Origin of the sequence: Pseudomonas sp. 14A (assembly GCF_018132745.1) — a bacterium.
Taxonomy (GTDB): domain Bacteria; phylum Pseudomonadota; class Gammaproteobacteria; order Pseudomonadales; family Pseudomonadaceae; genus Aquipseudomonas; species Aquipseudomonas mercuritolerans.
Genome location: NZ_JAGRQJ010000015.1, coordinates 416730 through 440744, shown reverse-complemented (window position 1 = coordinate 440744; position 24015 = coordinate 416730). Strand labels below are relative to the sequence as shown.

At 60.2% G+C, this 24015-nt stretch carries 25 protein-coding genes; 13 read left to right on the top strand and 12 right to left on the bottom strand.

Going from position 1 to position 24015, the window contains the following annotated elements:
* Position 1 precedes the first annotated feature (1 nt).
* Complete coding sequence (locus PS14A_RS18880) at positions 2-874, top strand: LysR family transcriptional regulator (protein ID WP_212616962.1); 873 nt, start codon at positions 2-4, stop codon at positions 872-874.
* A 139-nt stretch (positions 875-1013) separates the two neighbouring features.
* Here the strand turns inward: PS14A_RS18880 and PS14A_RS18875 are convergent, their stop codons facing one another.
* On the bottom strand, positions 1014-2045 hold the full coding sequence (locus PS14A_RS18875; protein WP_212616961.1) for a LacI family DNA-binding transcriptional regulator: 1032 nt from the start codon (positions 2043-2045) through the stop codon (positions 1014-1016).
* A gap of 216 nt (positions 2046-2261) precedes the next feature.
* Here PS14A_RS18875 and PS14A_RS18870 point away from each other — a divergent pair, with 216 nt between their 5' ends.
* Both PS14A_RS18870 and PS14A_RS18865 read left to right on the top strand, forming a co-directional pair.
* Positions 2262-2795 carry a gluconokinase gene (locus tag PS14A_RS18870; RefSeq protein ID WP_016773550.1) on the top strand — a complete coding sequence of 178 codons (534 nt, stop codon included), beginning with the start codon at positions 2262-2264 and terminating at the stop codon, positions 2793-2795.
* 82 nt (positions 2796-2877) lie between these two features.
* Entirely contained in the window at positions 2878-4230 is a 1353-nt protein-coding gene (locus PS14A_RS18865; protein ID WP_016773551.1) for a GntP family permease, read from the top strand.
* A gap of 178 nt (positions 4231-4408) precedes the next feature.
* Here PS14A_RS18865 and alaC read toward each other — a convergent pair whose 3' ends face one another.
* A complete protein-coding gene (alaC, locus tag PS14A_RS18860) occupies positions 4409-5626 on the bottom strand; it encodes an alanine transaminase (protein ID WP_110602462.1) in 1218 nt (405 codons plus the stop codon).
* 138 nt (positions 5627-5764) lie between these two features.
* On the opposite strand from alaC, the gene PS14A_RS18855 reads away from it, so the two are divergent.
* From PS14A_RS18855 to PS14A_RS18845, 3 genes are all read left to right on the top strand, one after another.
* The gene (locus PS14A_RS18855; RefSeq protein ID WP_212616960.1) at positions 5765-6427 is read left to right on the top strand and encodes a LysE family translocator; all 663 of its coding nucleotides are present in this window, start codon (positions 5765-5767) and stop codon (positions 6425-6427) included.
* 69 nt (positions 6428-6496) lie between these two features.
* Positions 6497-6982, top strand: a complete 486-nt coding sequence (locus PS14A_RS18850; protein WP_212616959.1) for a GyrI-like domain-containing protein — start codon at positions 6497-6499, stop codon at positions 6980-6982.
* Between the two features lie 88 nt (positions 6983-7070).
* Entirely contained in the window at positions 7071-7559 is a 489-nt protein-coding gene (locus PS14A_RS18845; protein ID WP_212616958.1) for a GNAT family N-acetyltransferase, read from the top strand.
* Between the two features lie 132 nt (positions 7560-7691).
* Here PS14A_RS18845 and PS14A_RS18840 read toward each other — a convergent pair whose 3' ends face one another.
* Both PS14A_RS18840 and PS14A_RS18835 read right to left on the bottom strand, forming a co-directional pair.
* Positions 7692-8297 carry a pyridoxamine 5'-phosphate oxidase family protein gene (locus PS14A_RS18840; protein ID WP_212616957.1) on the bottom strand — a complete coding sequence of 202 codons (606 nt, stop codon included), beginning with the start codon at positions 8295-8297 and terminating at the stop codon, positions 7692-7694.
* Between the two features lie 18 nt (positions 8298-8315).
* The gene (locus PS14A_RS18835) at positions 8316-8801 is read right to left on the bottom strand and encodes a GNAT family N-acetyltransferase (RefSeq protein WP_137213974.1); all 486 of its coding nucleotides are present in this window, start codon (positions 8799-8801) and stop codon (positions 8316-8318) included.
* A 142-nt stretch (positions 8802-8943) separates the two neighbouring features.
* Between PS14A_RS18835 and PS14A_RS18830 the strand changes: the two genes are divergently transcribed.
* Genes PS14A_RS18830 through PS14A_RS18820 form a run of 3 tightly spaced genes read left to right on the top strand, consistent with a single transcriptional unit; the run spans position 8944 to position 10982 of the window.
* Entirely contained in the window at positions 8944-9369 is a 426-nt protein-coding gene (locus PS14A_RS18830) for an SgcJ/EcaC family oxidoreductase (RefSeq protein WP_212616956.1), read from the top strand.
* A gap of 40 nt (positions 9370-9409) precedes the next feature.
* On the top strand, positions 9410-9754 hold the full coding sequence (locus tag PS14A_RS18825) for a YciI family protein (protein WP_130909739.1): 345 nt from the start codon (positions 9410-9412) through the stop codon (positions 9752-9754).
* Positions 9747-10982: an RNA polymerase sigma factor gene (locus PS14A_RS18820; protein WP_212616955.1), complete on the top strand. Its 1236-nt coding sequence runs from the start codon at positions 9747-9749 to the stop codon at positions 10980-10982. The genes PS14A_RS18825 and PS14A_RS18820 overlap by 8 nt, the downstream gene beginning before the upstream one ends.
* 231 nt (positions 10983-11213) lie before the next feature.
* On the opposite strand, the gene PS14A_RS18815 is transcribed toward PS14A_RS18820, so the two are convergent.
* Positions 11214-12068, bottom strand: coding sequence for a LysR family transcriptional regulator (locus PS14A_RS18815; RefSeq protein WP_041479210.1), 855 nt, complete (start codon positions 12066-12068; stop codon positions 11214-11216).
* A gap of 89 nt (positions 12069-12157) precedes the next feature.
* Between PS14A_RS18815 and PS14A_RS18810 the strand changes: the two genes are divergently transcribed.
* A complete protein-coding gene (locus PS14A_RS18810; RefSeq protein WP_212616954.1) occupies positions 12158-12595 on the top strand; it encodes a multidrug/biocide efflux PACE transporter in 438 nt (145 codons plus the stop codon).
* A gap of 118 nt (positions 12596-12713) precedes the next feature.
* Here the strand turns inward: PS14A_RS18810 and PS14A_RS18805 are convergent, their stop codons facing one another.
* Positions 12714-13472 (bottom strand): SDR family oxidoreductase, encoded by a 759-nt coding sequence (locus PS14A_RS18805; protein WP_212616953.1) that lies wholly within the window; start codon positions 13470-13472, stop codon positions 12714-12716.
* 121 nt (positions 13473-13593) lie between these two features.
* On the opposite strand from PS14A_RS18805, the gene PS14A_RS18800 reads away from it, so the two are divergent.
* A complete protein-coding gene (locus tag PS14A_RS18800) occupies positions 13594-14490 on the top strand; it encodes a LysR family transcriptional regulator (protein ID WP_137213970.1) in 897 nt (298 codons plus the stop codon).
* 124 nt (positions 14491-14614) lie between these two features.
* Here PS14A_RS18800 and PS14A_RS18795 read toward each other — a convergent pair whose 3' ends face one another.
* Together PS14A_RS18795 and PS14A_RS18790 are read right to left on the bottom strand one after the other, a co-directional pair.
* Positions 14615-16228 carry an inorganic phosphate transporter gene (locus tag PS14A_RS18795; RefSeq protein WP_212616952.1) on the bottom strand — a complete coding sequence of 538 codons (1614 nt, stop codon included), beginning with the start codon at positions 16226-16228 and terminating at the stop codon, positions 14615-14617.
* Positions 16229-16475: 247 nt separating this feature from the next.
* Positions 16476-17498: a transporter gene (locus PS14A_RS18790; protein ID WP_039758494.1), complete on the bottom strand. Its 1023-nt coding sequence runs from the start codon at positions 17496-17498 to the stop codon at positions 16476-16478.
* A 276-nt stretch (positions 17499-17774) separates the two neighbouring features.
* Between PS14A_RS18790 and PS14A_RS18785 the strand changes: the two genes are divergently transcribed.
* Positions 17775-19397 (top strand): methyl-accepting chemotaxis protein, encoded by a 1623-nt coding sequence (locus PS14A_RS18785; RefSeq protein WP_212616951.1) that lies wholly within the window; start codon positions 17775-17777, stop codon positions 19395-19397.
* 301 nt (positions 19398-19698) lie between these two features.
* Here PS14A_RS18785 and PS14A_RS18780 read toward each other — a convergent pair whose 3' ends face one another.
* Both PS14A_RS18780 and PS14A_RS18775 read right to left on the bottom strand, forming a co-directional pair.
* Positions 19699-20004: a PepSY domain-containing protein gene (locus PS14A_RS18780; protein ID WP_039758030.1), complete on the bottom strand. Its 306-nt coding sequence runs from the start codon at positions 20002-20004 to the stop codon at positions 19699-19701.
* 156 nt (positions 20005-20160) lie between these two features.
* The gene (locus PS14A_RS18775; RefSeq protein WP_212616950.1) at positions 20161-21288 is read right to left on the bottom strand and encodes a glycerophosphodiester phosphodiesterase; all 1128 of its coding nucleotides are present in this window, start codon (positions 21286-21288) and stop codon (positions 20161-20163) included.
* A 220-nt stretch (positions 21289-21508) separates the two neighbouring features.
* Here PS14A_RS18775 and PS14A_RS18770 point away from each other — a divergent pair, with 220 nt between their 5' ends.
* On the top strand, positions 21509-21835 hold the full coding sequence (locus PS14A_RS18770) for a DUF2025 family protein (RefSeq protein WP_212616949.1): 327 nt from the start codon (positions 21509-21511) through the stop codon (positions 21833-21835).
* A 108-nt stretch (positions 21836-21943) separates the two neighbouring features.
* Here the strand turns inward: PS14A_RS18770 and PS14A_RS18765 are convergent, their stop codons facing one another.
* Together PS14A_RS18765 and PS14A_RS18760 are read right to left on the bottom strand one after the other, a co-directional pair.
* On the bottom strand, positions 21944-22465 hold the full coding sequence (locus PS14A_RS18765; protein ID WP_137213966.1) for a DUF1003 domain-containing protein: 522 nt from the start codon (positions 22463-22465) through the stop codon (positions 21944-21946).
* A gap of 112 nt (positions 22466-22577) precedes the next feature.
* Complete coding sequence (locus PS14A_RS18760) at positions 22578-23897, bottom strand: PAS domain-containing methyl-accepting chemotaxis protein (protein ID WP_212616948.1); 1320 nt, start codon at positions 23895-23897, stop codon at positions 22578-22580.
* Positions 23898-24015 lie beyond the last annotated feature (118 nt).

Here is a 24015-nt window from a genome sequence, read left to right as displayed (position 1 = left end):
GTTGAATTTCAACAGCGACAGCATCGAATTGTTTCTCGCGGTCATCGAGCGCGGCTCGTTTTCCGCCGCTGCCCGGCAATTGGGCAAGGTGCCGTCGGCGGTGAGCATGGGCATTGCCAATCTTGAGGCCGAACTCGGGTACCCGTTGTTCGATCGCAGCCATCGTGAGCCGCAACCCACGGCGATGGCGCAGTCGTTGGTGCCCCACGCGAGACTCATAGCCGAGCAGCTCAAGCAGCTGCAAGTGCACGCGGTGGAATTATCACTGGGGCTGGAAAGCAGGTTGTCGATCGGCGTGGTTGCGGACGTTGATCGGCGGCGCTTGCTGGCAGCGATCAAGGTGATTGCCGAGCGGCATCCGTTGCTCGACATCGAAGTGCTGACCGCGCCACAGGATGATGTGCTGGCGATGTTGCACAGTGGCCGGGTCAGCGTGTGCCTGGCGTTCGCCGGTTTGAGCGTGAATGCGCTGGAGCGGTTTCAGTTCGTCGGCAGCGAACGCATGATCGCCACGCTGGCGGCGGACAGCCCTTTGTTGCAGGGGCGTGATGTGTTTCTCGAAGATCTGGTGCAGGTGCGGCAGATCATCGTCGCCAGCCGCGACTTGCCGATCAGCGAAACGCGGCCGTTGGTGGCTGAGTCTTACTGGCGTACGGACAATCTCGAGACGGCAATGGAAATGGTCGAAGCGGGGTTGGGCTGGGGTAATTTTCCGCTGTCCGTGGTGCAGCCGTGGCTGGACGCGGGACGTTTGAAAAGGCTGAATTTTCGCAACATCGAAAATGGCCTGGTGCTGCCGGTGCACGCGGTGTGGCTCAAGAGCCAGCCATTGCAGAAGGGCGCGCAGGCTTTAGTGGACCTGCTCAGCCATTGAATTTGATAGAGATCCCCTGTGGGAGCGAGCCTGCTCGCGAAGGCGTCGTGTCAGCTGCATCAATGCTGACTGACCCACCGCTTTCGCGAGCAGGCTCGCTCCCACACGGGTTGTGTTTCAACTCAGCATTTGTGAAGGGTCAGGTACTCTCGCGAACCTTCAGCTCAAACCCCATATCCTCCACCGGCCGCGCCACTTTGTTGCCCGCCATCAACGTTAGCATCTGCTCCGCCGCGCGCCGGCCGATCGCCTCGCGCGGGGTGTTGATGCTGCTCAGGCGCGGCACCATATGTTCGGACATCGGCAAGTCGTTGAAACCGAGAATCGCCACTTGCTCGGGAATTTTGATGCCATTGCGCAACGCTTCCAGCAGCGCGCCTTGGGCCAGGTCATCGTTGCCGAAGAAAATCGCATCAACATCCGGATGCGCCGCCAGCAATTGCAGGAACAACTCGCCACCCAAGCCCACCGACGAAGCACGCGGCGTCAGCACTTCCAGATCCGGATCGTAGTGGCCAGCCTTCTGTAGCGCCTTGCGGAAACCCTCACCGCGCAACAAGGTGCGCTGATCCAGTTGCGCGCCAATGTAGGCCAAGCGCTTGCGTCCGCGAGACAGAAGATGTTCGGCGGCAGTTTCACCCGCGCTCAACTGTGAAAAACCCACGCAATTGACCCCGGCGGCGCTGTCCAGCTCCATCATGTACACGCAAGGAATGTTGCTGGCCTCGATCATCCGCCGCGAACTTTCCGTGCGATCAAACCCGGTCAGCAAAAAGCCGCGCGGCTGATAGGCCATGTAATTGCGCAGCAGGTTTTCTTCTTCATCGCGCGAATAGTGAAAGTTGCCGATCAGCACTTCGAAGCCCTTGGGCGTCAGCACCCGATGAATGGCTTCCAGCGTGTCGATGAACAGCAGGTTGGACAGCGATGGCACCAGTACGACAACCGAATGGCTCTGCGCCGAGGCCAAAGCGCGGGCGGCAGGGTTGACCACATAGTTGAGTTCGAGCGCGGCCTTCTGCACTTTTTCCACCAGTTCGGTGGCTACCGTGCTCACCCCGCGCAACGCGCGCGAGGCAGTGATCGGGCTGACGCCGGCCAGGCGGGCTACTTCGTTGAGGGTCGGACGGCCGGTGGTGCGGGTATTTTTATCGTTCTTGGGGGAGGTCATCGGGCGGCTTGCCAAACAAAAATCAAGGCACTAAGGTAGCGCTGTCCTGATGCAGCTGCAAATGCGTGAGCGCGGTCCTGCCTGATCAGTGCTCTTTGGCGTTGGGAACAAACCTGCTGCAACCCAAAAAAACGACAAGAAGGCGTCGGCAACTTCTGCCTGTGCACTAGAGTCATAGCTAGCAAAGGTAGCGCTGTCTGCGCGCTGAGGTGTTATATGAGTCATCCCATCACCGCCCTGGTCATCATGGGCGTTGCCGGTTGCGGCAAGACGTGCGTCAGCCAGGCCCTGTGCCAATTGAGCGGCGCCACTGCCATTGAAGGCGATACTTTCCATCCGGCCGCGAACATCGAAAAGATGAGCGCGGGGATCCCCCTGAACGACGAAGACCGCGCTGGCTGGCTCGACAGCCTGTGCGATGAACTGCGTCGCGTCGATGCCCAAGGCCAACGCCCGGTGTTGACCTGCTCCGCCCTTAAACACAGCTATCGCGAACGTCTGCGCAGTGCCTTGCCGGGCCTCGGTTTCGTGTTTCTTGAATTGACTCCGGAAGTCGCCGCCGAGCGTGTATCGCACCGCCCGGGCCACTTCATGCCGGCGACGTTGATCGAAAGCCAGTTCGCCACCCTCGAATCGCCCAAGGGCGAGCCGCTGACTTTGCCGCTCAATGCCTCGATTCACAGCGTCGAAGAGCTGGCCCTGCAGGCTCACGTCTGGTGGCAGGCCAACGGTCTGAAACAGGCGGTATGAGTATGTTGAAAAAGACAGCGCTGTCCTCCCGACTTCTGTTCAACCCGCTTTAATAACAACAACAATCCAGGAGACACCCCCCATGTTTGGCATGTCCCACGAGACGTTCCTGCTGCTCGATGCGGTGGTCACGGTAATCGGCCTGATTATCCTGATCACCAAATTCAAGATTCACCCGTTCATTGCCCTGACCATCGCCGCCGCCTTCCTCGGCCTGACTTCCGGCATGCCGATCAACACCATCATCAAGGCGTTCCAGGACGGCTTCGGTGGCGTGCTCGGTTTCGTCGGCATCATCCTCGCCCTGGGCACCATGCTCGGCAAAATGATGGCCGAATCCGGCGGCGCCGATCAGATCGCCCAGACCCTGATTCGCGCCTTCGGCAAGGACAAAGTCCAGTGGGCGATGATGTTCGCCGCGTTCCTGGTGGGCATTCCGCTGTTCTTCGAAATCGGCTTCGTGCTGCTGATTCCGCTGGTGTTCATCGTTGCGCGGCGCACCGGTGTGTCGATCATCAAGATCGGTATACCGCTGCTCGCCGGCCTCTCAGCGGTGCACGGTCTGGTGCCGCCGCACCCGGGCCCGCTGCTGGCCATTGGCGTGTTCGGCGCTGATATCGGCAAGACCATTCTTTACGGTCTGATCGTCGCGCTGCCTACCGCAATCATTGCCGGTCCGATCTTCGGTACCTTCATCGCCAAGCACATTCCGGGTCACCCGAATCAGGAGCTGGTCGATCAACTGGCCCGTGAAAACGATTCGGCCAACCTGCCAAGCTTCAGCATCACCCTGGTCACCGTGCTGCTGCCGGTGTTCCTGATGCTGCTGAAAACCTTCGCTGACGTGGCACTGCCGGACGGCAACTTCTTCCGCATCTGGATGGACATGATCGGTCACCCGATCTCCGCACTGCTGCTGGCGTTGCTGCTGTCGCTGTACACCTTCGGCTACAAGCAGGGCATCGGTTCCAACCAAATGCTCAAATGGCTCGACGCAAGCCTGGCGCCTACCGCTGCGATCATTCTGATCATTGGTGCGGGCGGTGGCTTCAAGCAGATGCTGGTGACCAGCGGCGTGGGTGACGTGATCGGCCACATGGCGGTCAGCGCGCAGATCTCGCCGATCCTGCTGGCGTGGCTGGTGGCGGCGGTAATTCGTATCGCGACCGGTTCGGCCACTGTGGCGACCATCACTGGCGCTGGCATTGTGGTGCCGGTTGTCGGCATGATTCCGGGCGTCAACCGTGAGCTGCTGGTGCTGGCCACCGGCGCCGGTTCGCTGATCCTGTCCCACGTCAACGACGCCGGTTTCTGGCTGGTCAAGCAGTACTTCAACATGACCGTGGCCGAAACCTTCAAGACCTGGACTGCGATGGAAACCATTCTGTCGGTGGTGGGCCTGGGCTTCATCCTGCTGTTGTCGCTGTTCGTTTAAGCGGCAGTTTGCAGGCACAAAAAAACCGCAGCGATGCGGTTTTTTTGTGTCCTGATTTCACGGTTCACTGAAAGCCATTGTGGGAGCGAGCCTGCTCGCGAAGGCGTCGTGTCAGCTGCATCTATGCTGACTGACCCACCGCTTTCGCGAGCAGGCTCGCTCCCACAGGGGACAGGTGTCAGGCAGGGGATTTCGGATTGAAACCATCCGCGCGGAACATCCCGCGAATCCCGCGCACGGCCTGACGAATCCGATCCTGATTTTCGATCAGCGCGAAGCGCACGTGGTCATCGCCGTACTCGCCAAAGCCCACCCCCGGCGAGACGCAGACCTTGGCCTCGGCCAGCAGTTTCTTGGCGAACTCCAGCGAGCCCAGATGCGCATACGCCTGGGGAATCTTCGCCCAGACGTACATCGAAGCCTTCGGGTTCTCGACCATCCAGCCCAGCTCATGCAGGCCTTTGACCAGCACGTTGCGGCGCTGGCGATATTGCTCGGCGATGTCGCGCACGCATTGCTGATCGCCTTCCAGCGCAGCAATCGCCGCGACTTGCAGCGGAGTGAAGGTGCCGTAGTCGTGGTAGCTCTTGATCCGCGCCAGAGCACTGACCAGTTCCGGGTTGCCGACCATGAAACCGATACGCCAGCCGGCCATGTTGTAGCTCTTGGACAGGGTGAAAAACTCCACCGCAATGTCCTTGGCCCCCGGCACCTGCATGATCGACGGTGCTTTCCAGCCGTCGTAGACGATGTCGGCGTACGCCAGGTCGTGGATGACCAACACGTCGTATTGCTTGGCCAGGGCGATCACTCGCTCGAAGAAATCCAGCTCCACGCATTGCGCGGTCGGGTTCGACGGGAAGCCGAGAATCATCATTTTCGGCTTGGGGATCGAACCACGAATGGCGCGCTCCAGCTCATCGAAGAAATCCACCCCCGGCACCAACGGCACCGAACGCACCTGGGCGCCAGCGATCACCGCACCGTAGATGTGAATCGGATAGCTCGGGTTCGGCACCAGCACCGTGTCGCCCTGGTCCAGTGTCGCCAGCATCAAATGCGCCAGGCCTTCCTTGGAGCCGATGGTGACAATGGCTTCGCTTTCCGGGTCGATATCGACTTCGTAGCGCTGCTTGTACCAGTTGGAAATCGCCCGGCGCAGGCGCGGAATGCCTTTGGAGGTCGAGTAACCGTGAGTGTCTTCACGTTGGGCGACCTGCACCAGTTTTTCGACAATGTGCGGCGGCGTGGCGCCGTCGGGATTGCCCATGCTCAGGTCGATGATGTCTTCACCACGGCGGCGAGCGGCCATTTTCAGCTCGGCGGTGATGTTGAAAACGTAAGGGGGGAGTCGATCTATGCGCGCAAAGCGGCGCGGCGAACCTTGTTCGGCCATTGTTGCCTCGGATAACGTAAGCGCCCGGAACCGTCCGAGCGACGCTGGTCACTGCGGTGACCTGTGGCGGAAGATAAGGGCAGTGATGGCATACTGTCCAGCGCGGTTGTAAACATTTTTTTCAAGGAAAATCGGTCAATGGAATTCACCAGCGGCTTCTTGCTGAGCCTTTCGCTGTGCCTGGATATCGGCGTAGCCAACATCGCGATGATCACCCTGGCCATGCAGCGCGGCTACTATCAGGGCTTCGCCCTGGGCCTGGGCACTTGTGTCGGCGACCTGATTTACGCGGTGCTGGCGCTGGCCGGCATGACCGTTTTGCTCCAGTACGAAACCGTGCGCTGGGTCCTGTGGATTGGCGGTTCGGCGCTGCTGATCTACTTCGCGGCGAAGATGATTTACTCGGCGATTCACCACGAAGCGCTGCTGGCGGAGACGGCGGAAGTGGGGCAGAACTCCCATCGCAAGGAATTCTTTCGCGGCATCTTTCTCGCCATGTCCTCGCCAAGTGCGATTCTCTGGTTTGCTGCGGTCGGCGGCACGTTGATTGCGCGATCCGGTGGCGGTGGTCCGTTGAGTTCGGCGCTGTTTCTCGGTGGTTTTCTCTGCGCCGGGCTGCTGTGGTCGGCCGGTCTGTGCTTCGCTGCAAGCCACGGCGGCAAACTGCTGGGCGACAAGCTGCTGCGCTACTCCTACCTGACATCGGCGGCGATCTTCTGTTATTTCGCGGTGTACGTGATCGTTTCCGGCTACAACGAGTTTGTCGGTTCGGGCGCCGTCGAGCAGTTGCATTCGCTGTAAACGTGCGAAACGGGTCGGGCTTTCTATACTCCCAGCCGAATCCACATTTCCGTTCTGAGGAGTCGCGTCATGGATGAACAACAACGCGTCGAGATAACCGAGCCTCGCTTCGAACACGGGCAATTTCTGCTGATTGCCGGTTTCGGCGGGCGATTCACTCAGGAGACCACCGAAGACATTCCGGCGTTGTGGGAAAAACTGATCCCGCACTTGGGAAAGATCCCCGCGCAAGTCAACGAAGTGACCTACGGCGTTTGCTGCAATGCGGACGGCGAGGGCGGTTTCGAATACATCGCCGGGGTGCAGATCGACAAGCTCGACGACCTGCCGGAAAAGTACCGCTGGGTTGAAATCCAGCCGCAGAAATATGCGGTGTTTGAGCACAAGGGATCACTGGCGCAACTCCCTGACACCTTCCAGTACATCTGGAACACTTGGCTGCCGCAGTCCGGCCACGAAGCGGCGGACGCGCCGGAGTTCGAGCGCTACAGCGAGGATTACAACCCGAAATTCAATACCGGCACCCTGGAAATCTGGCTGCCGATCAAGGCCTGAGCGGCGTAACAATCGAGGCGGAGCATGTCCGCCCCGGTGGTTCTGCATTATGCTGGCAGGCCTTGTTTCCACAGATTTCAGAGCTGCCATGAACACCGTGATCCGCAACGTCAGCGCCGCCGACCTCGAGCGCTGCTACGCCATCGAAACCGTTGCCTACGAAGGCGACGAAGCCGCCACCCGCGAAAAGATCGCCACGCGCATCGCCACCTGGCCTGACGGCTTCATCGTCGCCGAGGTGGATGGCGTGGTCGCCGGTTTCATCAATTCCGGCGCGGCGTTCGACGTGCAGATGTCCGACGAAGCCTTCAAGGAACTGATCGGCCACGACCCGAAAGGCCCGAACGTAGTGATCATGTCGGTGGTGGTGCACCCGGATTACCAAGGGCAAGGCCTGGCCAAGCGCCTGCTCGCCGAATTCATCGAGCGCATGCGCGCCTTGGACAAAGCGACAATTCATCTGATGTGCAAAGAGCAGCACATTGCGCTGTATGCCGGCTTTGGCTTTGCCTACATCAAGCCGTCCGAGTCCGACCACGGCGGCATGGCGTGGCACGAGATGATCCTCACTCTCTAAGCCTCAATCAAAACTGTGGGAGCGAGCCTGCTCGCGAAGAGGCCGTGTCAGCCAACCAATTTGTTGACAGATATGATGCTTTCGCGAGCAGGCTCGCTCCCACAGGGGGTTGTGGCGTTTTGAGTTCCGCGTTTAGTAGAGGGTATCGCGCACCCGTTTCGGCGCTTCCCGGTCGTAGGTTTCGGCGTCGAACTGGCCGTCATTCAGCCGCTTGTGGAACGCGCCAGCAGATGGCAGGGCCGAGCGCGGCAGGTGCGTTTCGGGATTCCACGCATCCGAGCGCACAAACGCTTTCGAACAATGGAAGAACGCCGCTTCCACCGTCACCAGCAGCACCGTTTTCGCCGGTTTGCCATTTACTGCAAAACTCTCCAGCAACGCTGGATCAGCGCTGATTGTGGCGGTGCCATTGACCCGCAAAGTCTCGCCGATCCCGGGAATGATGAACAGCAGCGACACTCGCGGATCGTGCAGCACATTGCGCAAGGTATCGATGCGGTTGTTGCCCGGGCGATCCGGCAGGGCCAACGTGTTTTGATCAATGATCCGAACAAATCCCGGCGCATCACCGCGCGGCGAGTTATCGAGGCCATCGGTCCCCACCGAGCTGACAATCACGAGCGGTGACAGGCGCACCATCGCCTGATAATCCTCGTTGAGAAAGCCGATCTGCTTGCGCACCGCACGTTCGTGGGGCAATCCGTAAATAGCTTCCAGTGCTTCGATTGAATCGATCATCGTGCATCCCTCTACGATCTAGAAAAACAGCCCCATACGCCGCTCGTAACCGATTCGGCCCTTGTAGGCTTCGCCGCTGTCGACGTAGCCGTGTTTGGCGTACAGCGCGATGGCCGCTTCGTTGTCGGCGTCTACCGACAGCTCCAGCCCTTTGATTTCCGGCCAGGCTCCAAGCGCGACGGTGGGCAGTGCTTGCAGACAGGCCTTGCCGTAACCCTTGCCCTGCGCGCGCCGATCGACCTGCAGCGCATGCAACGTGGCGCTGTGTTCGTCGGCCCAGTCGGGCAATACCGGCGGGCGCTTGAGCAGCAGAAACGCCACCGGTACGTCGTCCGCCAGCAGGGCAAAACCTTTCACGCCGGGGCCGGGTTTCGACAGCAGGGTGTGCAGGGCACCGTGGATGTCGCCGGAGAACTTGATCTGCTCGGGATGGATTTCAATCGACTCGACTTGCTCACGCTGCAAAGGGCTGAGGCTGTCGTAAGGCACGAGTTGGGCTGACACGGGAATTTCCTTTTTCCTACAAGGATTGAAGCTCGGATTCTAGCGACATTGTTGTCGGCGAAATTTTTTTGTTTGCCCTGTCGATCTGCGCAAAGGGCAAACGACTAAGGGTGTCTTCACAACAAAAACCACGGAGAACACCATGAGCGCACAAAGCGAAATCCAGACTCTGATCAACACCTACCGCGAAGCGGTAATGGCCAAGGACGTCGAGAAAGTCATGGCCCTTTACGCCGACGACATCGTCTCGTTCGATGCGATCAAGGCCCTGCAATTCAAGGGGAAAGCGGCCTACCGCGCGCACTGGGTGGAGTGCATGGAAATGTGCCCCGGCCCGCACATCTTCGAGTTCCATGAAATCGCCATCGAAAGCGCCGACAACATCGCTTTCGCCCATTGGGTGGCCAACTGCGGCGGCACCAACGACAAGGGCGAAACCCAGAGTTGCTGGATGCGTGTCACCGCCTGTTATCGGCAGACTGGCGGGGCGTGGAAGATTGCCCATGAGCACTGGTCGGCACCGTTCGATCCGATGAGCGGCGCGACGCTGTTCGATGTAACCCCCTGATCTTCAGCCATAGTTGATCCGTTCGATTCAGGAGATCGCCATGAAATACTTATGCCTGGTCTACAGCGATGAACGCCTGCTGCACACCTCGCCCGACAGCCCGGAAGACGCCGAATGCTGGGCCTACGCCGAGTCGGTACAGGGCAGCGGGCGGATGATCGCCGCCGAAGCGCTGGAATCGGTGGAGACCGCCACAACGGTACGCATGCGCAACGGCAAGTTGTCGATCACCGACGGGCCTTTTGCTGAAACCAAGGAGCAACTGGCCGGTTTCTACCTGATCGACGCCAAGGATCTCAACGAAGCGATTCAGGTGGCCGGCAACATTCCGGCAGCGCGGGTCGGCAGCGTTGAAGTGCGTCCGGTGCGGCAGTTGAATGTCTGACGTCAGGGCGCGGGTCGAGCAGGTCTACCGCGAGGAGTCGCGGCGGATCCTGGCCACGCTGATCCGCCTGCTCGGTGATTTCGACCTCGCCGAAGAAGCCTTGCACGAGGCGTTCTTCGTCGCGGTCGAGCGCTGGCAACGAGACGGCGTGCCGGACAACCCGCGCACCTGGCTGGTCTCCACCGGACGTTTCAAAGCCATCGATGTGCTGCGCCGGCGCGCGCGGTTCAAGGCGTCGCAACCGTTGCTGCTGGCGCAACTCGATGAGCTGGAACAGGCTGACTGGAGTGGCGAAGACGTGGAAGACGATCGCTTGCGGCTGATCTTCACCTGCTGCCACCCGGCACTGGCGGCAGATGCGCAAGTGCCGCTGACCTTGCGTGAAGTCTGCGACCTCACCACCGAGGAAATCGCCCGTGCTTTTCTCTCGGCGCCGGCGGCGATTGCCCAGCGCATCGTGCGCGCCAAGGCCAAGATCCGCGACGCGAAAATCCCCTATCAAGTACCCACGCTGAACGAATTGCCCGAGCGCCTCGACAGCGTGTTGCGGGTGATTTATCTGGTGTTCAACGAAGGCTATTCGGCCTCGGTCGGTGCCGAGCTGACCCGCGAGGATCTGACGCGCGAAGCGATTCGGCTGGGGCGCTTGTTGATGGAGTTGCTGCCGGAGCCGGAAGTCATGGGGCTGCTGGCGCTGATGCTGCTGCACGAATCACGTCGACCGGCGCGCACCTCGCCGAGCGGTGAACTGGTGTTGCTCGACGATCAGGATCGCTCGTTGTGGGACGCCGGGTTGATGGCCGAAGGCTGCGCGCTGGTCGAGCGCGCCCTGAGTACGCGACGCTTCGGGCCATATTGCCTGCAAGCGGCGATTGCGGCGGTGCATGCGGAAGCGCCGTCGGCGGCGCAAACGGACTGGGAGCAGATTGTCGGTCTGTATGACGTGCTGCTGCGAGCGGTGCCGTCGCCGGTGATCGAGCTGAACCGCGCGGTCGCGGTAGCCAAACGGGATGGAGCGTTGGCCGGGTTGTTGTTGGTAGAAGGGATTTTGGCGCGTGGGGAGTTGCAGGATTACCACTTGGCGCATTCGGCGCGGGCGGAGTTTTGTCGGCAGTTGGGCCGGGTGGAGCAGGCGCGGGCAGCGTATCAGCGGGCGCTGGAGCTGACGCGGCAGGAGCCGGAGCGGCGGTTTATTCGAGCACGTATCATGGCGCTGGAAATGCTCTGACCTTGGTGCTCTGGCGATTGTGGGCAGCCTGTGGATTGCCCTCACCCTAACCCTCTCCCAAAGGGAGAGGGGACTGATTGGGGGATATTGGAGGGATTCACCGACTTGAACGAATTGTCTTGAATCCATAATCGATAAGGTTTTCAGGTCGATGCATAACGCCAGACACCTCGGTCGGCCCCCTCTCCCTCCGGGAGAGGGCTGGGGTGAGGGGCTTTTGATCTCAAGCGCTTATTCAAGCATCTTGCTGAGCAACCAGCTCCCTGCCGGCCCCGGCGGATACAAGCGCGACCACAAGGCGTCGACAAACACCGGTTTCGGCCAGCCGCGCACGTCGAGCTCTATCAGCAAATCATTGGCATAACGCTGCACCAGCCACCTCGGCAGCGGTGCCCAGCCAAAGCCTTTCTCCGCCATTTCCAGCAGCATCAGATAACTCGGCGCCGACCACACCCGGCCTTTGCCACGGCTGTCATACGGATTGACGATGGTCGCCAGCCGCAGCTCGCGATGTTGCTCAAGAATCTGCTGATCGACATGCTCAAGCTTGGCCAACGCATGCTCACGGCTGACGAACAGGGCAATCTCGGTGCGCTCGGCCACGGTCGAAGTCACCAGATCCGGCGGGTAGTTGTCCTGCATTTCCGCGAAGGCCAGATGCGCCCGGCCGCGCTGGACCAGTTCGATCAGGTCTTCGCATTCGGCAATCAGGCATTCCAGCTCAAGCTCCGGATAACGCTGCTCGAAACCCACCAGCGCCGCCTCGAAACGATAGGACTGATAAGTGTCGGAAATCGCCACGGTCAGCTTCGGTTCCACGCCTTGGGCCAATTGCCGCGCGCTCATCTCCAGACGACTGGTGGCGGCCAGGATCGCCTCGGCTTTTTGCAGCATGACGTGGCCGGCGGGGGTGAGCGTGGGCTTGCGGCTGCTGCGATCGAACAGCTGCAGATCCAGATCGATCTCCAAACTGGCGACCGCGGCGCTGATGGTCGATTGACTGCGGCCCAGTTTGCGCGCCGCTGCGGAAAATGAGCCTTGCGTCGCTGCCTGGACAAACGCCAGCAGCACTTCCTGCGAAGCCATGAACTATCGCCTTGATCGATGGTTATTGGTTTTGAAGTATCGGTATTCAGTTGGATCATGGCAACCATCGTCAAACAAGGAGTCAGGTCATGACTGCCCACAAGTCCATTACCGAACGTGTTTTCCAGGCTGTTGGTTTCGAGTTTCTTGCCATCCTGATCTGCACACCGTTGCTCGCCTGGATCATGCAAAAGCCGCTGCTCGACATGGGCGTGGTGACCGTGTTGATTGCGCTGTTGGCGCTGGCGTGGAACGTGGTTTTCAACCGTTTTTTCGACCGTGCATTGGCGCGGATGAATCTGCCGCACAACGCCTGGGTCCGTGTAGTGCATGCGTTGCTGTTCGAAGGTGGACTGATCGTGATGGGTGTGCCGCTGATTGCCTGGTGGCTGTCGGTCAGCCTGTGGCAGGCGTTGTTGCTCGACATCGGCGTACTGCTGTTTTTCCTGCCGTACACCTACGTGTATCACTGGGGCTATGACGTACTGCGCGAGCGCTTCATGACCCGCCGCACGTATGAAAGCTGAGCTAAACCTGTGGCGAGGGGATTTATCCCCGTTGGGCTGCGCAGCGGCCCCAAAATCGGTCTGCTACGCAGCCCAGCGGGGATAAATCCCCTCGCCGCAAACAGTCTGTTGGTTGAGGTCAGAGAAACATGCCGCCAGACGCCTCGACCCGCTGACCGTTGATCCACTGCCCACCCTCCGACAGCAGCAGCGCCAGTGCACCGCCAATATCATCCGGCAGCCCGACACGACCCAGCGCGGTGTTGCTAGCAACCATCGCGTTGACCGCGCTGTTATCGCGCACCGTGCCACCGCCAAAATCGGTTTCAATCGCACCCGGCGCCAGAACGTTCACGCCAATCTGCCGCGCGCCAAGCTCTTTCGCCTGATACCGCGTCAGCACTTCCATCGCACCTTTCATTGCCGCATAAGCGCCGTAACCCGGCAGGCTGAAGCGGGTCAGGCCGCTCGAGATATTGACGATGCGCCCACCGTCATTGATCAGTGGCAGCAGTTGCTGGGTCAGAAAGAACGGCCCTTTCAACTGCACGTTCATCAGCAGATCGAATTGCTCGGGGGTGGTTTCGCTGAACAGCGCATGCACGCCGACCCCGGCGTTGTTGATCAGGAAATCAAAGCGCTGACGCTCAAAGGTTTGCCCCAATACCTGCTCAACCTGCGCGGCAAACGCGGCGAAATTCTCGCTGCGGCCGACGTCCAGTTGCAGCATCGCCGCTTTCGCGCCGAGCGCCTGCAATTCAGTGACCAGCGCCTGGGCCTCGTCGGCGCGGCTGTTGTAGGTGCCGATGATGTCGATGCCCTGCGCGGCAAGGTGCACGGCGGCGCTGCGGCCCAAGCCACGACTGGCGCCAGTGATCAGTGCGATTTTGCGATTCATGCGGACTTCCTCGATTGCGTTGAGTGGTGATGGAAGAAGTGTATTTATCCGCCCTGAGGTGATAAACACGGCAAAAGCGGAATCACTGATCGGCTCAGCCGAACAATCACCGGGGCTTGTCATGAACAAACTGGAACTGCTGCGTACCTTCGTTCGGGTCAGCGAACTATCGAGTTTCACTCTCGCCGGTGAAAGCCTCGGCCTGCCGCGCTCCACGGTGTCCGAACAGGTGCAGGCGCTCGAAGCCTTGCTCGGCACGCGGCTGTTGCAGCGCACCACGCGCAAGGTGCAGGCCACTCAGGATGGTCTGGTGTTGTACGAGCGCAGCAAGGATCTGCTCTCGCACATGGATGAAATCGAAGGGCTGTTCCGTCAGGACGAGGCTTCGCTGACCGGGCGCATCCGCGTCGATATGCCGAACATCCTCGCGCGACGCTTGATCATGCCGCGCCTGCCGGAATTCATGGATCGCCACCCGAATCTGCAGATGGAAATCAGCAGCACCGACCGCCGCGTCGATCTGCTCAGCGAAGGTTTCGACTGCGTATTGCGCATCGGCGCGCAGCCGGATCAGTCGGTGGTCGCCCGGCATCTTGGCGACTTCCCGATGGTCAACTGCGCCAGTCCTGCTTATCTGCAACGCTACGGCGTGCCGCAGACCATCGAGGATCTGGCGCAGCATCGACTGGTGCATTACGTCGGTGTACTGGGCTCGCGTTCGGAGGGGTTCGTCTATGAGGAGAACGGCGAGGTGCGGCGTGTGGCGATGGCCGGCAGTGTCACGGTCAACAGCACCGATGCCTATGAAGCGGCGTGCCTGGGCGGCTTCGGCCTGACGCAGGTACCGCGCACCGGCATGCAACCGCATCTGGAAAATGGCGAACTACTGACGGTACTGCCGCAGTACACCGCACCGCCAATGGCGATTTCCTTGTTGTATGCACGGCAACGGCATTTGCCGCTGCGGGTGCGGGTGTTTATGGATTGGCTCGGCGATGTCGTTCGTTCGACGCTTTGACAGATCACCTTCGACCGAACTGTGGGAGCGAGCCTGCTCGCGAAGAGGGCGTGTCAGTTCATGCAGAGTTGTCTGACCCAGCGCTTTCGCGAGCAGGCTCGCTCCCACAGAGATTTGCACAGGGTCAGAAGATTTGGGTGAACAGCCAGTAAAGGCTGCCCGACAGCAGGATGGCCGCTGGCAGGGTCAACACCCAGGCCATGAGCAGATTGCGGATTGTGCGCATCTGCAATCCGGCGCCATTGGCAACCATGGTCCCGGCCACGCCCGATGACAGCACATGGGTGGTCGACACCGGCAAACCGAACATGTCCGCCGCGCCGATGGTCAGCATCGCCACGGTTTCCGCCGAGGCTCCCTGGGCGTAGGTCAGGTGAGTCTTGCCGATCTTCTCGCCGACGGTCACCACGATGCGCTTCCAGCCGACCATGGTGCCGAGTCCCAACGCGATGGCCACGGCGATTTTCACCCATAGCGGAATGAACCGCGTGGCGTTGTCGATCTGCTGTTTGAACAGCTGCAGTTTGCTGCTGGTGTCTGCATCGAAATTGCCGACCTTGTTCTTCTCCATCAGGCGAATGCTTTCGCTGGCCAGATACATGTCGTTGCGCACGTTGCCCATGGCTTCGGCCGGGACTTTTGCCAGCGAGCCGTAGCCTCTGACTTCCTCGCCGATGTGCCCGGTCAGGGCAGCGAGGGCGGGGATCAGTTGCGGCGTCGGTTCCTTGCTGCGCATGTAGTCCGAAAGAATCGGACGCGGATCGGCCGGTGCCGGCAGTGGCGCGTTTTTCACCAGCGCTTGCTGGGTGACTTGGGCCACAGCGGCGAATTGCAGCGATTGTTCTTCCGGCATGGTGCGGTTCAGTGCATAGGCCATCGGCAGTGTGCCGACCAGAATCAGCATGATCAGGCCCATGCCTTTCTGGCCGTCGTTGGAGCCGTGAGCGAATGACACACCGGTGCAGGTAGCAATCAGCAAACCGCGAATCCACCACGGCGGCGGGGCGTTGCCTTCGGGCGCCTTGTACAGCGCACGGTTTTTGACGAACGCGCGCAACGCCAGCAGCAACAGCGCCGCACAGCCGAAGCCCACCAGCGGCGACAGCAGCAAGGCATAACCGATCTTGGTTGCCTGCGCCCAGTCGACACCGCTGGTGCCATCGCGGCCGTGCATCAAGGCATTGGCGACGCCGACGCCGATGATCGAGCCAATCAGAGTGTGCGAAGAAGAGGCTGGCAAACCCAGCCACCAGGTGCCGAGGTTCCACAGAATCGCCGCGATCAACAGGGCGAAGATCATCGCAAACCCGGCGGACGAGCCGACCTGCAGAATCAGCTCCACCGGTAACAGCGCGATGATGCCGAACGCCACCGCACCGCTGGACAGCAGCACACCGAGGAAATTGAAGAAGCCCGACCAGACCACCGCGACATTCGGCGGCAGCGAGTGGGTGTAGATCACCGTCGCCAAGGCGTTGGCTGTGTCGTGGAAACCGTTGACGAACTCGAAACCCAACGCAATCAACAGTGCCACGCCGAGCAGCAGAAACGGCGTCCAAGTGGTGACCACCGTGCCGAGTTCGTGCATGTCGTGCATCAGACTGTAGGCGGTGAACAACATGCCCATGGCCAGCACGGCGAAAAAGATCACGTAGGTAAACGGACCGGGTTTCTTGTCGAGCGCCGGTCTGCCGCTGGCGGCGGATGCGGGGCTGGCGGTCAGTGAGGGCGTAGCCATGGCGGACAATCCTGAGCGAGGGAAGGAATGTCGCCCATGATCGTTGCAGAATGTTACAGAGAGACTGCGTCAGGTCAGTGTTTGGGCGTTCAAGCCCGCCGCTGATCCGAAGGCTGAAAAAGAAACCTGTGGGAGCGAGCCTGCTCGCGAAAGCGCCATGTCATTCAACATTGATTTATCTGACACACCGACTTCGCGAGCAGGCTCGCTCCCACAGGGAGGGCTGTGTTGTGTGTGGGATTTGCGCTCAGTAATCGCCACGCTTGCGAAACGCCCAACGTCCGGCAATCACGGTGAACGTCGCCACCAGCGCGACCAGCACCCAAAATCCATGCGGGTCCTGGGACAGGGGCACACCGCCGACATTCATCCCAAAAAAACCGGCAATGATGTTGATCGGCAAGGCCAGCACCGTCACCACGGTCAGGGTGAACAGCGTGCGGTTGCTCTGTTCGTTGAGGTTGGCGGCGATCTCTTCCTGCAACAGTTTGATGCGCTCGCCGAGGGCGGTGAGGTCGTTGATGATCAGCGCAAACTCCTCGGTGGATTTGCGCAACTCCTTGACGTCCTCCTTCTGCAACCACGGCGGCGGACGGTTGAGCAGGCGCAGCAACGAGCCCGGTTCCAGCGCCAGCAGCCGTTGCAGACGCACCAGCACGCGGCGATTGGCACCGAGTTCGGCGCGGTTGGTCGACAGGCGCGAGGAGAGCAATTCGTCCTCGACCTGATCAACACTCAGGCTGGTCTTGCGCACGATCTGCGTCAGCACTTCGCCTTGATCGCGCAGCAGATGCACAAGCAATTCCGAGGGCGAACGAAAACACTCGCCGGCCTTTACCGACGAACGCAATTTATCCACCGAATGCAGTGGTTGCAGGCGCGCGCTGACGATCAGTTTGCTGCGCACGCAGACCCACAGCGTCGACACGTCGGAGGAGACCATGCTGCTGAGGTTGAACACCACATCGTTGACCACCGCCAGCAGCGCCGAATCGACATGCTCGATGCGCGTCGAACGCGAACCTTCATGCAGCGCTTCGAAAAACTCCTCGGGCAATTGCAGATGACTTTTCATCCAGCGCTCGCACGCGGCATGGGCCAGGTTCAAGTGCAGCCAGAGGAATTCGCCGCTGTCGCTGTCGTCCTGCAAACAGCGCAAAGCCGTCGCCGAATCGATCTCCCGACCGCGCTCACCGGGCAGAAAACGAAAGCCGTAGAGCAAGCCGAACAGGTCCGGGTCGCGATGGCTGATATCGAGGCTGTGGTTCATGGCGGCTCGCTGCGAGGAGGGTCTTTGGTGCGGGATTTTCAGGTTCACCTGAGCGGCATCATCGCAAGCTCACATGACCGTTTTGTGACAGCAAAATGACGTCAAATCAATGCGTTACCGGCTGTCGGAAGTTTCTCAAGGAAGGCTCTGGCGCGCCGATCTCAGGTGAGTCAGGTTGCGCGCCATTGGCGTTTTGCCACGGTGCGACGACAGGGAAGTCCGGCCAATTTTCACGTCCGTTCGGGCGTGCCTCATCCCTGCTTCGAGTACCTCGCAATGCTGCAAAAATCCCTGAGAACGCAAATTCTCGCCCTGCTGAGCGGCAGTCTGCTGGCGATATTGTTGATCGCCCTGGCCTGCTTTCATTTCCTCTCCAACGGCGTGCAAAGCTATAGCCAGTTGATCGCCGGCCCGCTGCACACTTCGCAATTGATCGATGAAGCCAACCTGCAATTCAAAGTGCAGGTGCAGGAATGGAAAAACGTTCTGCTGCGCGGCAAGCAACCGGCGGATCTGGCGAAATACTGGAGCCAGTTCGAAGAGCGCCAGCGCGATGTGCAGAATATTCTCGGCGAACTCGCCGGCCAGAAAGGCATCGAGGCCAATCTCAAATCCCGCATCGAACGTTTGCGCGAGGAGCATCGCCAGTTGGGCGCGGCCTACCAGAAGGGCCGTGATGCCTACGTGGCTACCGGTGGTGATGCGAGCGCCGGCGACGCCGCTGTCAAAGGCCTCGACCGCGCCACCAGCGAGCAGATGAGCGCACTGGTTGCCGAGTTGCGCGAGCAGGGCACCGCGCAGTCGGCGATGATCAGTGTCAGCGCTGAGCGCACCGTGTGGCTGGGGCTGTTGGTGATGCTCGCGTCAGGCTTGTTGATCGGTCTGCTGAGCCTGTGGCTGGTCAGCCGCAACCTGATCGAGCCGATCCGCAACCTCATCGATTACGTCACCCGCTTGAGCCGTGGGCAGTTGGCTGAACGTGTTGTCAGCGAGCGTCGCGATGAACTGGGCAACCTCGCCGCCGCAGCGAACACTCTGCGCGATTTTCTGGCGGACACCTTCACTCGCTTGCAACGCAGCGCCGGTGATCTGGACAGCGCCAGCGGTGAGTTGAACGCCATCGCCACGACCATGGCCGGCGGCACCAGCGAGCAATTCAATCGCACTGACCAAGTGGCCACGGCGATGAATGAAATGTCCGCCACGGCCCAGGAAGTCGCCCGTCACGCCGCTGATGCCGCGCGTGCTGCCGACGATGCCGATCAGTCGGCGCAGCAGGGTGAAAAGGTCATGCAAACCACCATTCACTCGATCACGCAGATGCGCGGCGAAATCGCCAACACCGCCACGGTAATCCGCCGACTGGAAGCCGACAGCGGTCGTATCGGCAAGGTGCTGGAAGTGATTCGTGGCATCGCCGAACAGACCAACCTGCTGGCGCTCAACGCAGCCATTGAAGCAGCGCGGGCCGGCGAGGCCGGGCGCGGGTTTGCCGTCGTTGCCGATGAAGTGCGCAATCTTGCCCAGCGCACGGCGGAGTCGATCATCGAGATCAACCAGATCATTCAGAACGTGCAGACCGGCGCTGTCGATGCCGCGCAGGCTATCGAGAGCGGCCAGGCGCGCAGTGATGAAAGTGTCGAGCAAGTGACCCAGGCCGGCGCGATGCTGGAGCGCATCACCTTGGCGGTGGAGGCGATTCGCGACATGAACCGGCAGATCGCCACGGCGGCAGAAGAGCAGACTTCAGTGGCCGAGGATATCTCGCGCAACCTGACTGAAATCACCGCGATCGCCAGCACCAACCTCGACAACGTTCAGCGCACCGAAAGTGCCAGTCAGAATCTGCATGGGTTGTCGGGGCAGTTGAATGAGGTGACGGCGCGGTTGAGTGCTTGATTGGTTTGGGTCGTGGTATGTCAGTGTTTTCGGTGTGATGGCTTGGCCCTCACCCTAGCCCTCTCCCACGGGAGAGGGGACTGACCGTGTTGATTGTTAAAGATACGTCGACCGGAAATGTCGAGGTGAACTCTGGTCTTGAAAAGCCCCCGATCTGCTCCCTTTCCCCCTCGCCCCCCTTGGGGGAGAGGGCTGGGGTGAGGGGGAATCGATTTCCCAGTCACCCCAAACCTCACGCCAAACGGCAGCCACAAAAAAACCGCACGATCTTTCAATCGTGCGGCTCTTCAACAGCGGTCTATCAAGTGTCTTGCTTGTTGCTCAGCACTTTACCGGTGGTGGCATCAAAGTCCACGTCGAACTCTTTACCATCAGCAGTCTTCAGTTCAACTTCATACTCATAACCGTTGAAGTGGTTATCCAGGTCGGTGTCGGTAATCGTTGCGCCCGGGTGCAGTTTCAGTGCTTCGGCGTTCATCGATTCCAGCGACTTGATCTTGCCGTCCTTGACCAGTTGCGGGACCTGGTCGATGCGAACATCGGCCTGAGCCAGGCCAGCGGTGAGGGTCAGGGCAGCGGCGGTAAACAGGGCAGTCAAAGTTTTCATCGGTTCATTCCTTGGCAGTGCGTTGAAGTGGTTGATCTGTGTAAGTGGGTTCAGATTAACCAGCGCAACTTAACTCACCCTTAAATCTCTGCCTCGCGATAAAACTGCTCTTCGTGGGAGCGAGCCTGCTCGCGAAGCAGGCGACTCGATAACAACTTAGAAACCGTTCTTCTTCAGAACCTCATCAACACTGCCAACAGCCGGACGCTTGTAAAACTTCAACAGTTCACTGGCGCGGTTGGTGAAAATGCCGTCAACACCCGCCGCCATGACTTTCCCGTAGTCCGCCGCCTCGTCGACCGTATAAACATGCACCAGCATGCCTTGGTCGTGGGTGTACTGATTCATCCACGGTTGCACCAGATCGGAATAGCTCTGATCACCACCCTGAGTCAGCTTCGCCGAAGGGCCGGTGCCGATCGCGCCCTGGGCCTTGGCGTAGTCGACCCATTGCTTGAATTCAGCTTCGGATTTTGGCTCCTGCTTGCCGTAGAACACGTTTTTGTCTCTCTCGCCGGACGCGGCAAACGTCACGGCGGATTTCGGCTCGATGCTGCCTTCACCGACCCACAACAGCAGGATCTTCGGCACTTGCGGCATTTCTTTCTCCAGCAGTTCAAGGCTGGATTTGTCGAACGTCTGCAGGATCACCTTGCCTTTGCCCTGACCGACGCCGAGCGCACTTTTCGCCAGTTTCGAGCCGGCCGGGCTCAGCCAGCCGCGATCCTGGAGTTTTTCCTTGAGGTCATGTTCGATGCCGGGAAACAGCTGCGGCTCTTTGGTTTCGATGTACAGGCCCGGCTTGTGCTGCGGGTTGGCGCGGGCGATGTCGATGATTTCATCGAGGGTAAGAATCTTCAGCCCGGCGTAGGAGGGGCGTGCGCGGTCAGGATATTTGCTGTTGAACCAGCTGCCGGCATCGAGGGTTTTCAGTTCGGCCATGGTGAACGCGGTGGCCGGGCTGTCCTTGCGCTCGGGGAATTTGCTGGCGACGTCGGTGGTGCGTTGCAGGTTGTCGTCGTGCAGGGCGAACAGCACGCCGTCCTTGCTGCGCTGCAAATCCATTTCCAGGTAATCGGCGCCGAGGTCACGGGCCAGTTTGTAGGCCGCAGCGGTGGATTCCGGGGCATCGAACGACGCGCCACGGTGGGCAATCACCGCCGGATGCGGAATGCCATGGGCGGCAGCGATTGCCTTGGGCTCCGGGTGGCTGGCGGCATGCGCCTGACCGAGGCCGAACAACAGACTCAGCACCAGAGCGCTTCGGGTAAAAGTGGCAGGCATGGTCGAGTTCCTTTCGCAGGTTTTTTTCGAGACGTACCTTTTAACAATTGAAGCGCCGCAGGGCTATCGCCAGACCGACATAAACCGCGCAAAACGGAAATTTCCTGCACTTTTGTGGCGCTGTTTGCAGTACGCTTGCCCTCGGCAGACGCTCCGGCAGAGGGCGCGCCGCTGCGTTGCCCTGCGTGTAAACCATCGATCATCTTTCGTGAGGTTTACCATGCGCATCACCTCTCAACTCATCTGCCAGGCCGCCGACGATCTCAAAGGCTTCGTTGGCCTCAACCGCAAGACCGGCCAGTACATCGTGCGCTTCAGCGAAGATTCGTTCGGCATGGACGTGGCCGACGACGGCATCATCCCGGTCAATGAATTCGTCTGGGCACCGCTGTCGGACACCGCCATGACGCTCAAGCGCGAGTTGATTCAGCTGCTGCTCGATCAACACATCGACGACCGGATCAACATCACCGAGCCGTTGCGGGTTTACATGAGCAAGGTCGAGGTGCCGGAGATTGTTGCGGTGCGGAGTCTGGTGCGCGGTTGAGGTTTTGCTGTGTGGTTGCGGGCCTCTTCGCGAGCAGGCTCGCTCCCACAGGGATTTCGTGAACGCCACAGATCCAATGTGGGAGCGAGCCTGCTCGCGAAGGCGGCCTTAGTTCTGGCACACGTGAGCGTGTAACTCGCTGGTCAGGCCTTCGATGCGCTCGGTGAGGGTTTTCGTCATTTCGGTAAGGCGCGTGTTTTGTTCCAGCAATGCCAGCAATTGCGCGGAATTCTTCGCCGCCTCAGCCTGACGTTCGGTATTGGCCAGTGCCAGCGCTTCGCGGTGCTGCGCATCGGCGTCGGCCTGCGCTTTATCGCGCGCGGCCTGACGGGTTTGTGCAAGCAGGATCAATGGCGCGGCGTAGGCCGCCTGCAGACTGAAGGCCAGGTTCAGCAGGATGAACGGGTAGACGTCGAATTGAGTCACGCCCCATACGTTGAGGCCGATCCATACCGCCACGATCAAGGTTTGCGCTCCAAGGAACAGCGGCGTGCCGAAGAACCGCGCAAAGGCTTCGGCGCGCAGGGCGAAGGCATCGTTGCCGAAGGTCGTATTCAGATGGGCGTGGGGGCGGTGAAAGCGCAGGTGATCAATCGGGGCGTTGGATACTTCGGGTTTTTCGCTATTCATGGGGCACTCGGCGGGGCTTGGGACGTGTCGTCACTATAGCTCTGCGTTGTGGCGGCCGACCTTCGCGGACTGCCCACGAAGGTCGACTCGTTCTATCGACCCTGCACAAACCTCAATTCGGCGCCCGCTCATTGGCAAACATGCTCACCGCATCCACCGCCTCACTGGCGCCATCGCGAATCTGCAGAATCACCGTGCCGGCCTGATTGGCCAGTTCCACGCCTTCTGCGGCGCGGTCGCGGGTGCCTTGCATGCTCTTGATCGCCTGCCGTGTTTCGCTCTGGATCAGGCTGATCATGGTGGAGATCTCGGCGGTGGAACCGCTGGTGCGCGCCGCCAGTTGCCGTACTTCATCGGCCACCACGGCAAAGCCGCGGCCCTGTTCACCGGCGCGCGCGGCTTCGATGGCGGCGTTGAGGGCGAGCAGGTTGGTCTGATCGGCGATCGCGCGGATGGTGTTGACGATGGCGGTGATCTGCTCGGAGCGGTCGCCCAGTTGCGCGATCAGCGTTGAGGACTGGCTGATGTCCTCGGCGATTTCGCGCATTTCGCTGGCAGCCTGTTGAATAACCTGCGTACCTTGCTCGGCGACTTTTCGCGTCGCTACCGAGATGTGATAAGCGGTGCTGGCACTGCGCGCGTCCTGCTCGTGTTGCTCGACACGGGCGGTAACGTCAGACGCGAACTTCACGACTTTGTACAAACGCCCCGAAGCGTCGTAGACCGGGTTGTAGTTGGCCTCCAGCCAGACGATCTGACCGCGTTTATCCACGCGCTCGAACTGCCCGTGGAAGAACTCGCCCTGATTCAGACGGCGCCAGAAATCCTGATAGGCGCTGCTGTTGACCAGCGCAGGGGTGCAGAACAAACGGTGATGCTGGCCCTTGAGCTCGGCGAGGTTGTAACCCATGCGCGTAAGAAAATTCTGGTTGGCGGTAAGAATGTTGCCGTCGAGATCGAACTCGATCACCGCCATCGCCCGATCAATCGCCTGCAGCTTGGCGTTGGCCTCGTTCTCCTGCTGCACCTTGGCGGTGACATCCATGGCGTACTTGACCACTTTGATCACCCGTCCCGACGCATCCTTGATCGGGTTGTAACTGGCCTCGAGCCAGACCGGCTGGCCTTTGCTGTCGACCCGTTCAAAAGTGCCGGACTGGAACTGGCCATTCTTCAGGCGCGACCACAATTCAGTGTATTGGGCACTGCGACCGAATTCCGGTGTACAGAAATGCCGGTGCGGCTGGCCGATCGCCTGGGCAGCCGTGTAACCCATGGTCTTGAGGAAATTGTCATTGGCACGTAACACCACGCCATCAAGATCGAACTCGATCAACGCCATCGAACGGTTGATCGCTTCGAGCATCGCAGCTTGGTCAAAAACGGTGTGTTGCAGTTCAGCGAGGGCGGCTTTCTGGCGATTGAAAAACATGCTTGCGATACTCGGGATTGGGGAAAATCAAAAGGATTCAGTCCCTATTCCTGCGCCGGCAGACCGAAATGCACAGACGGCATTCGGTGGTGACTGCTCAATGCCAGCGTTCCGTTAC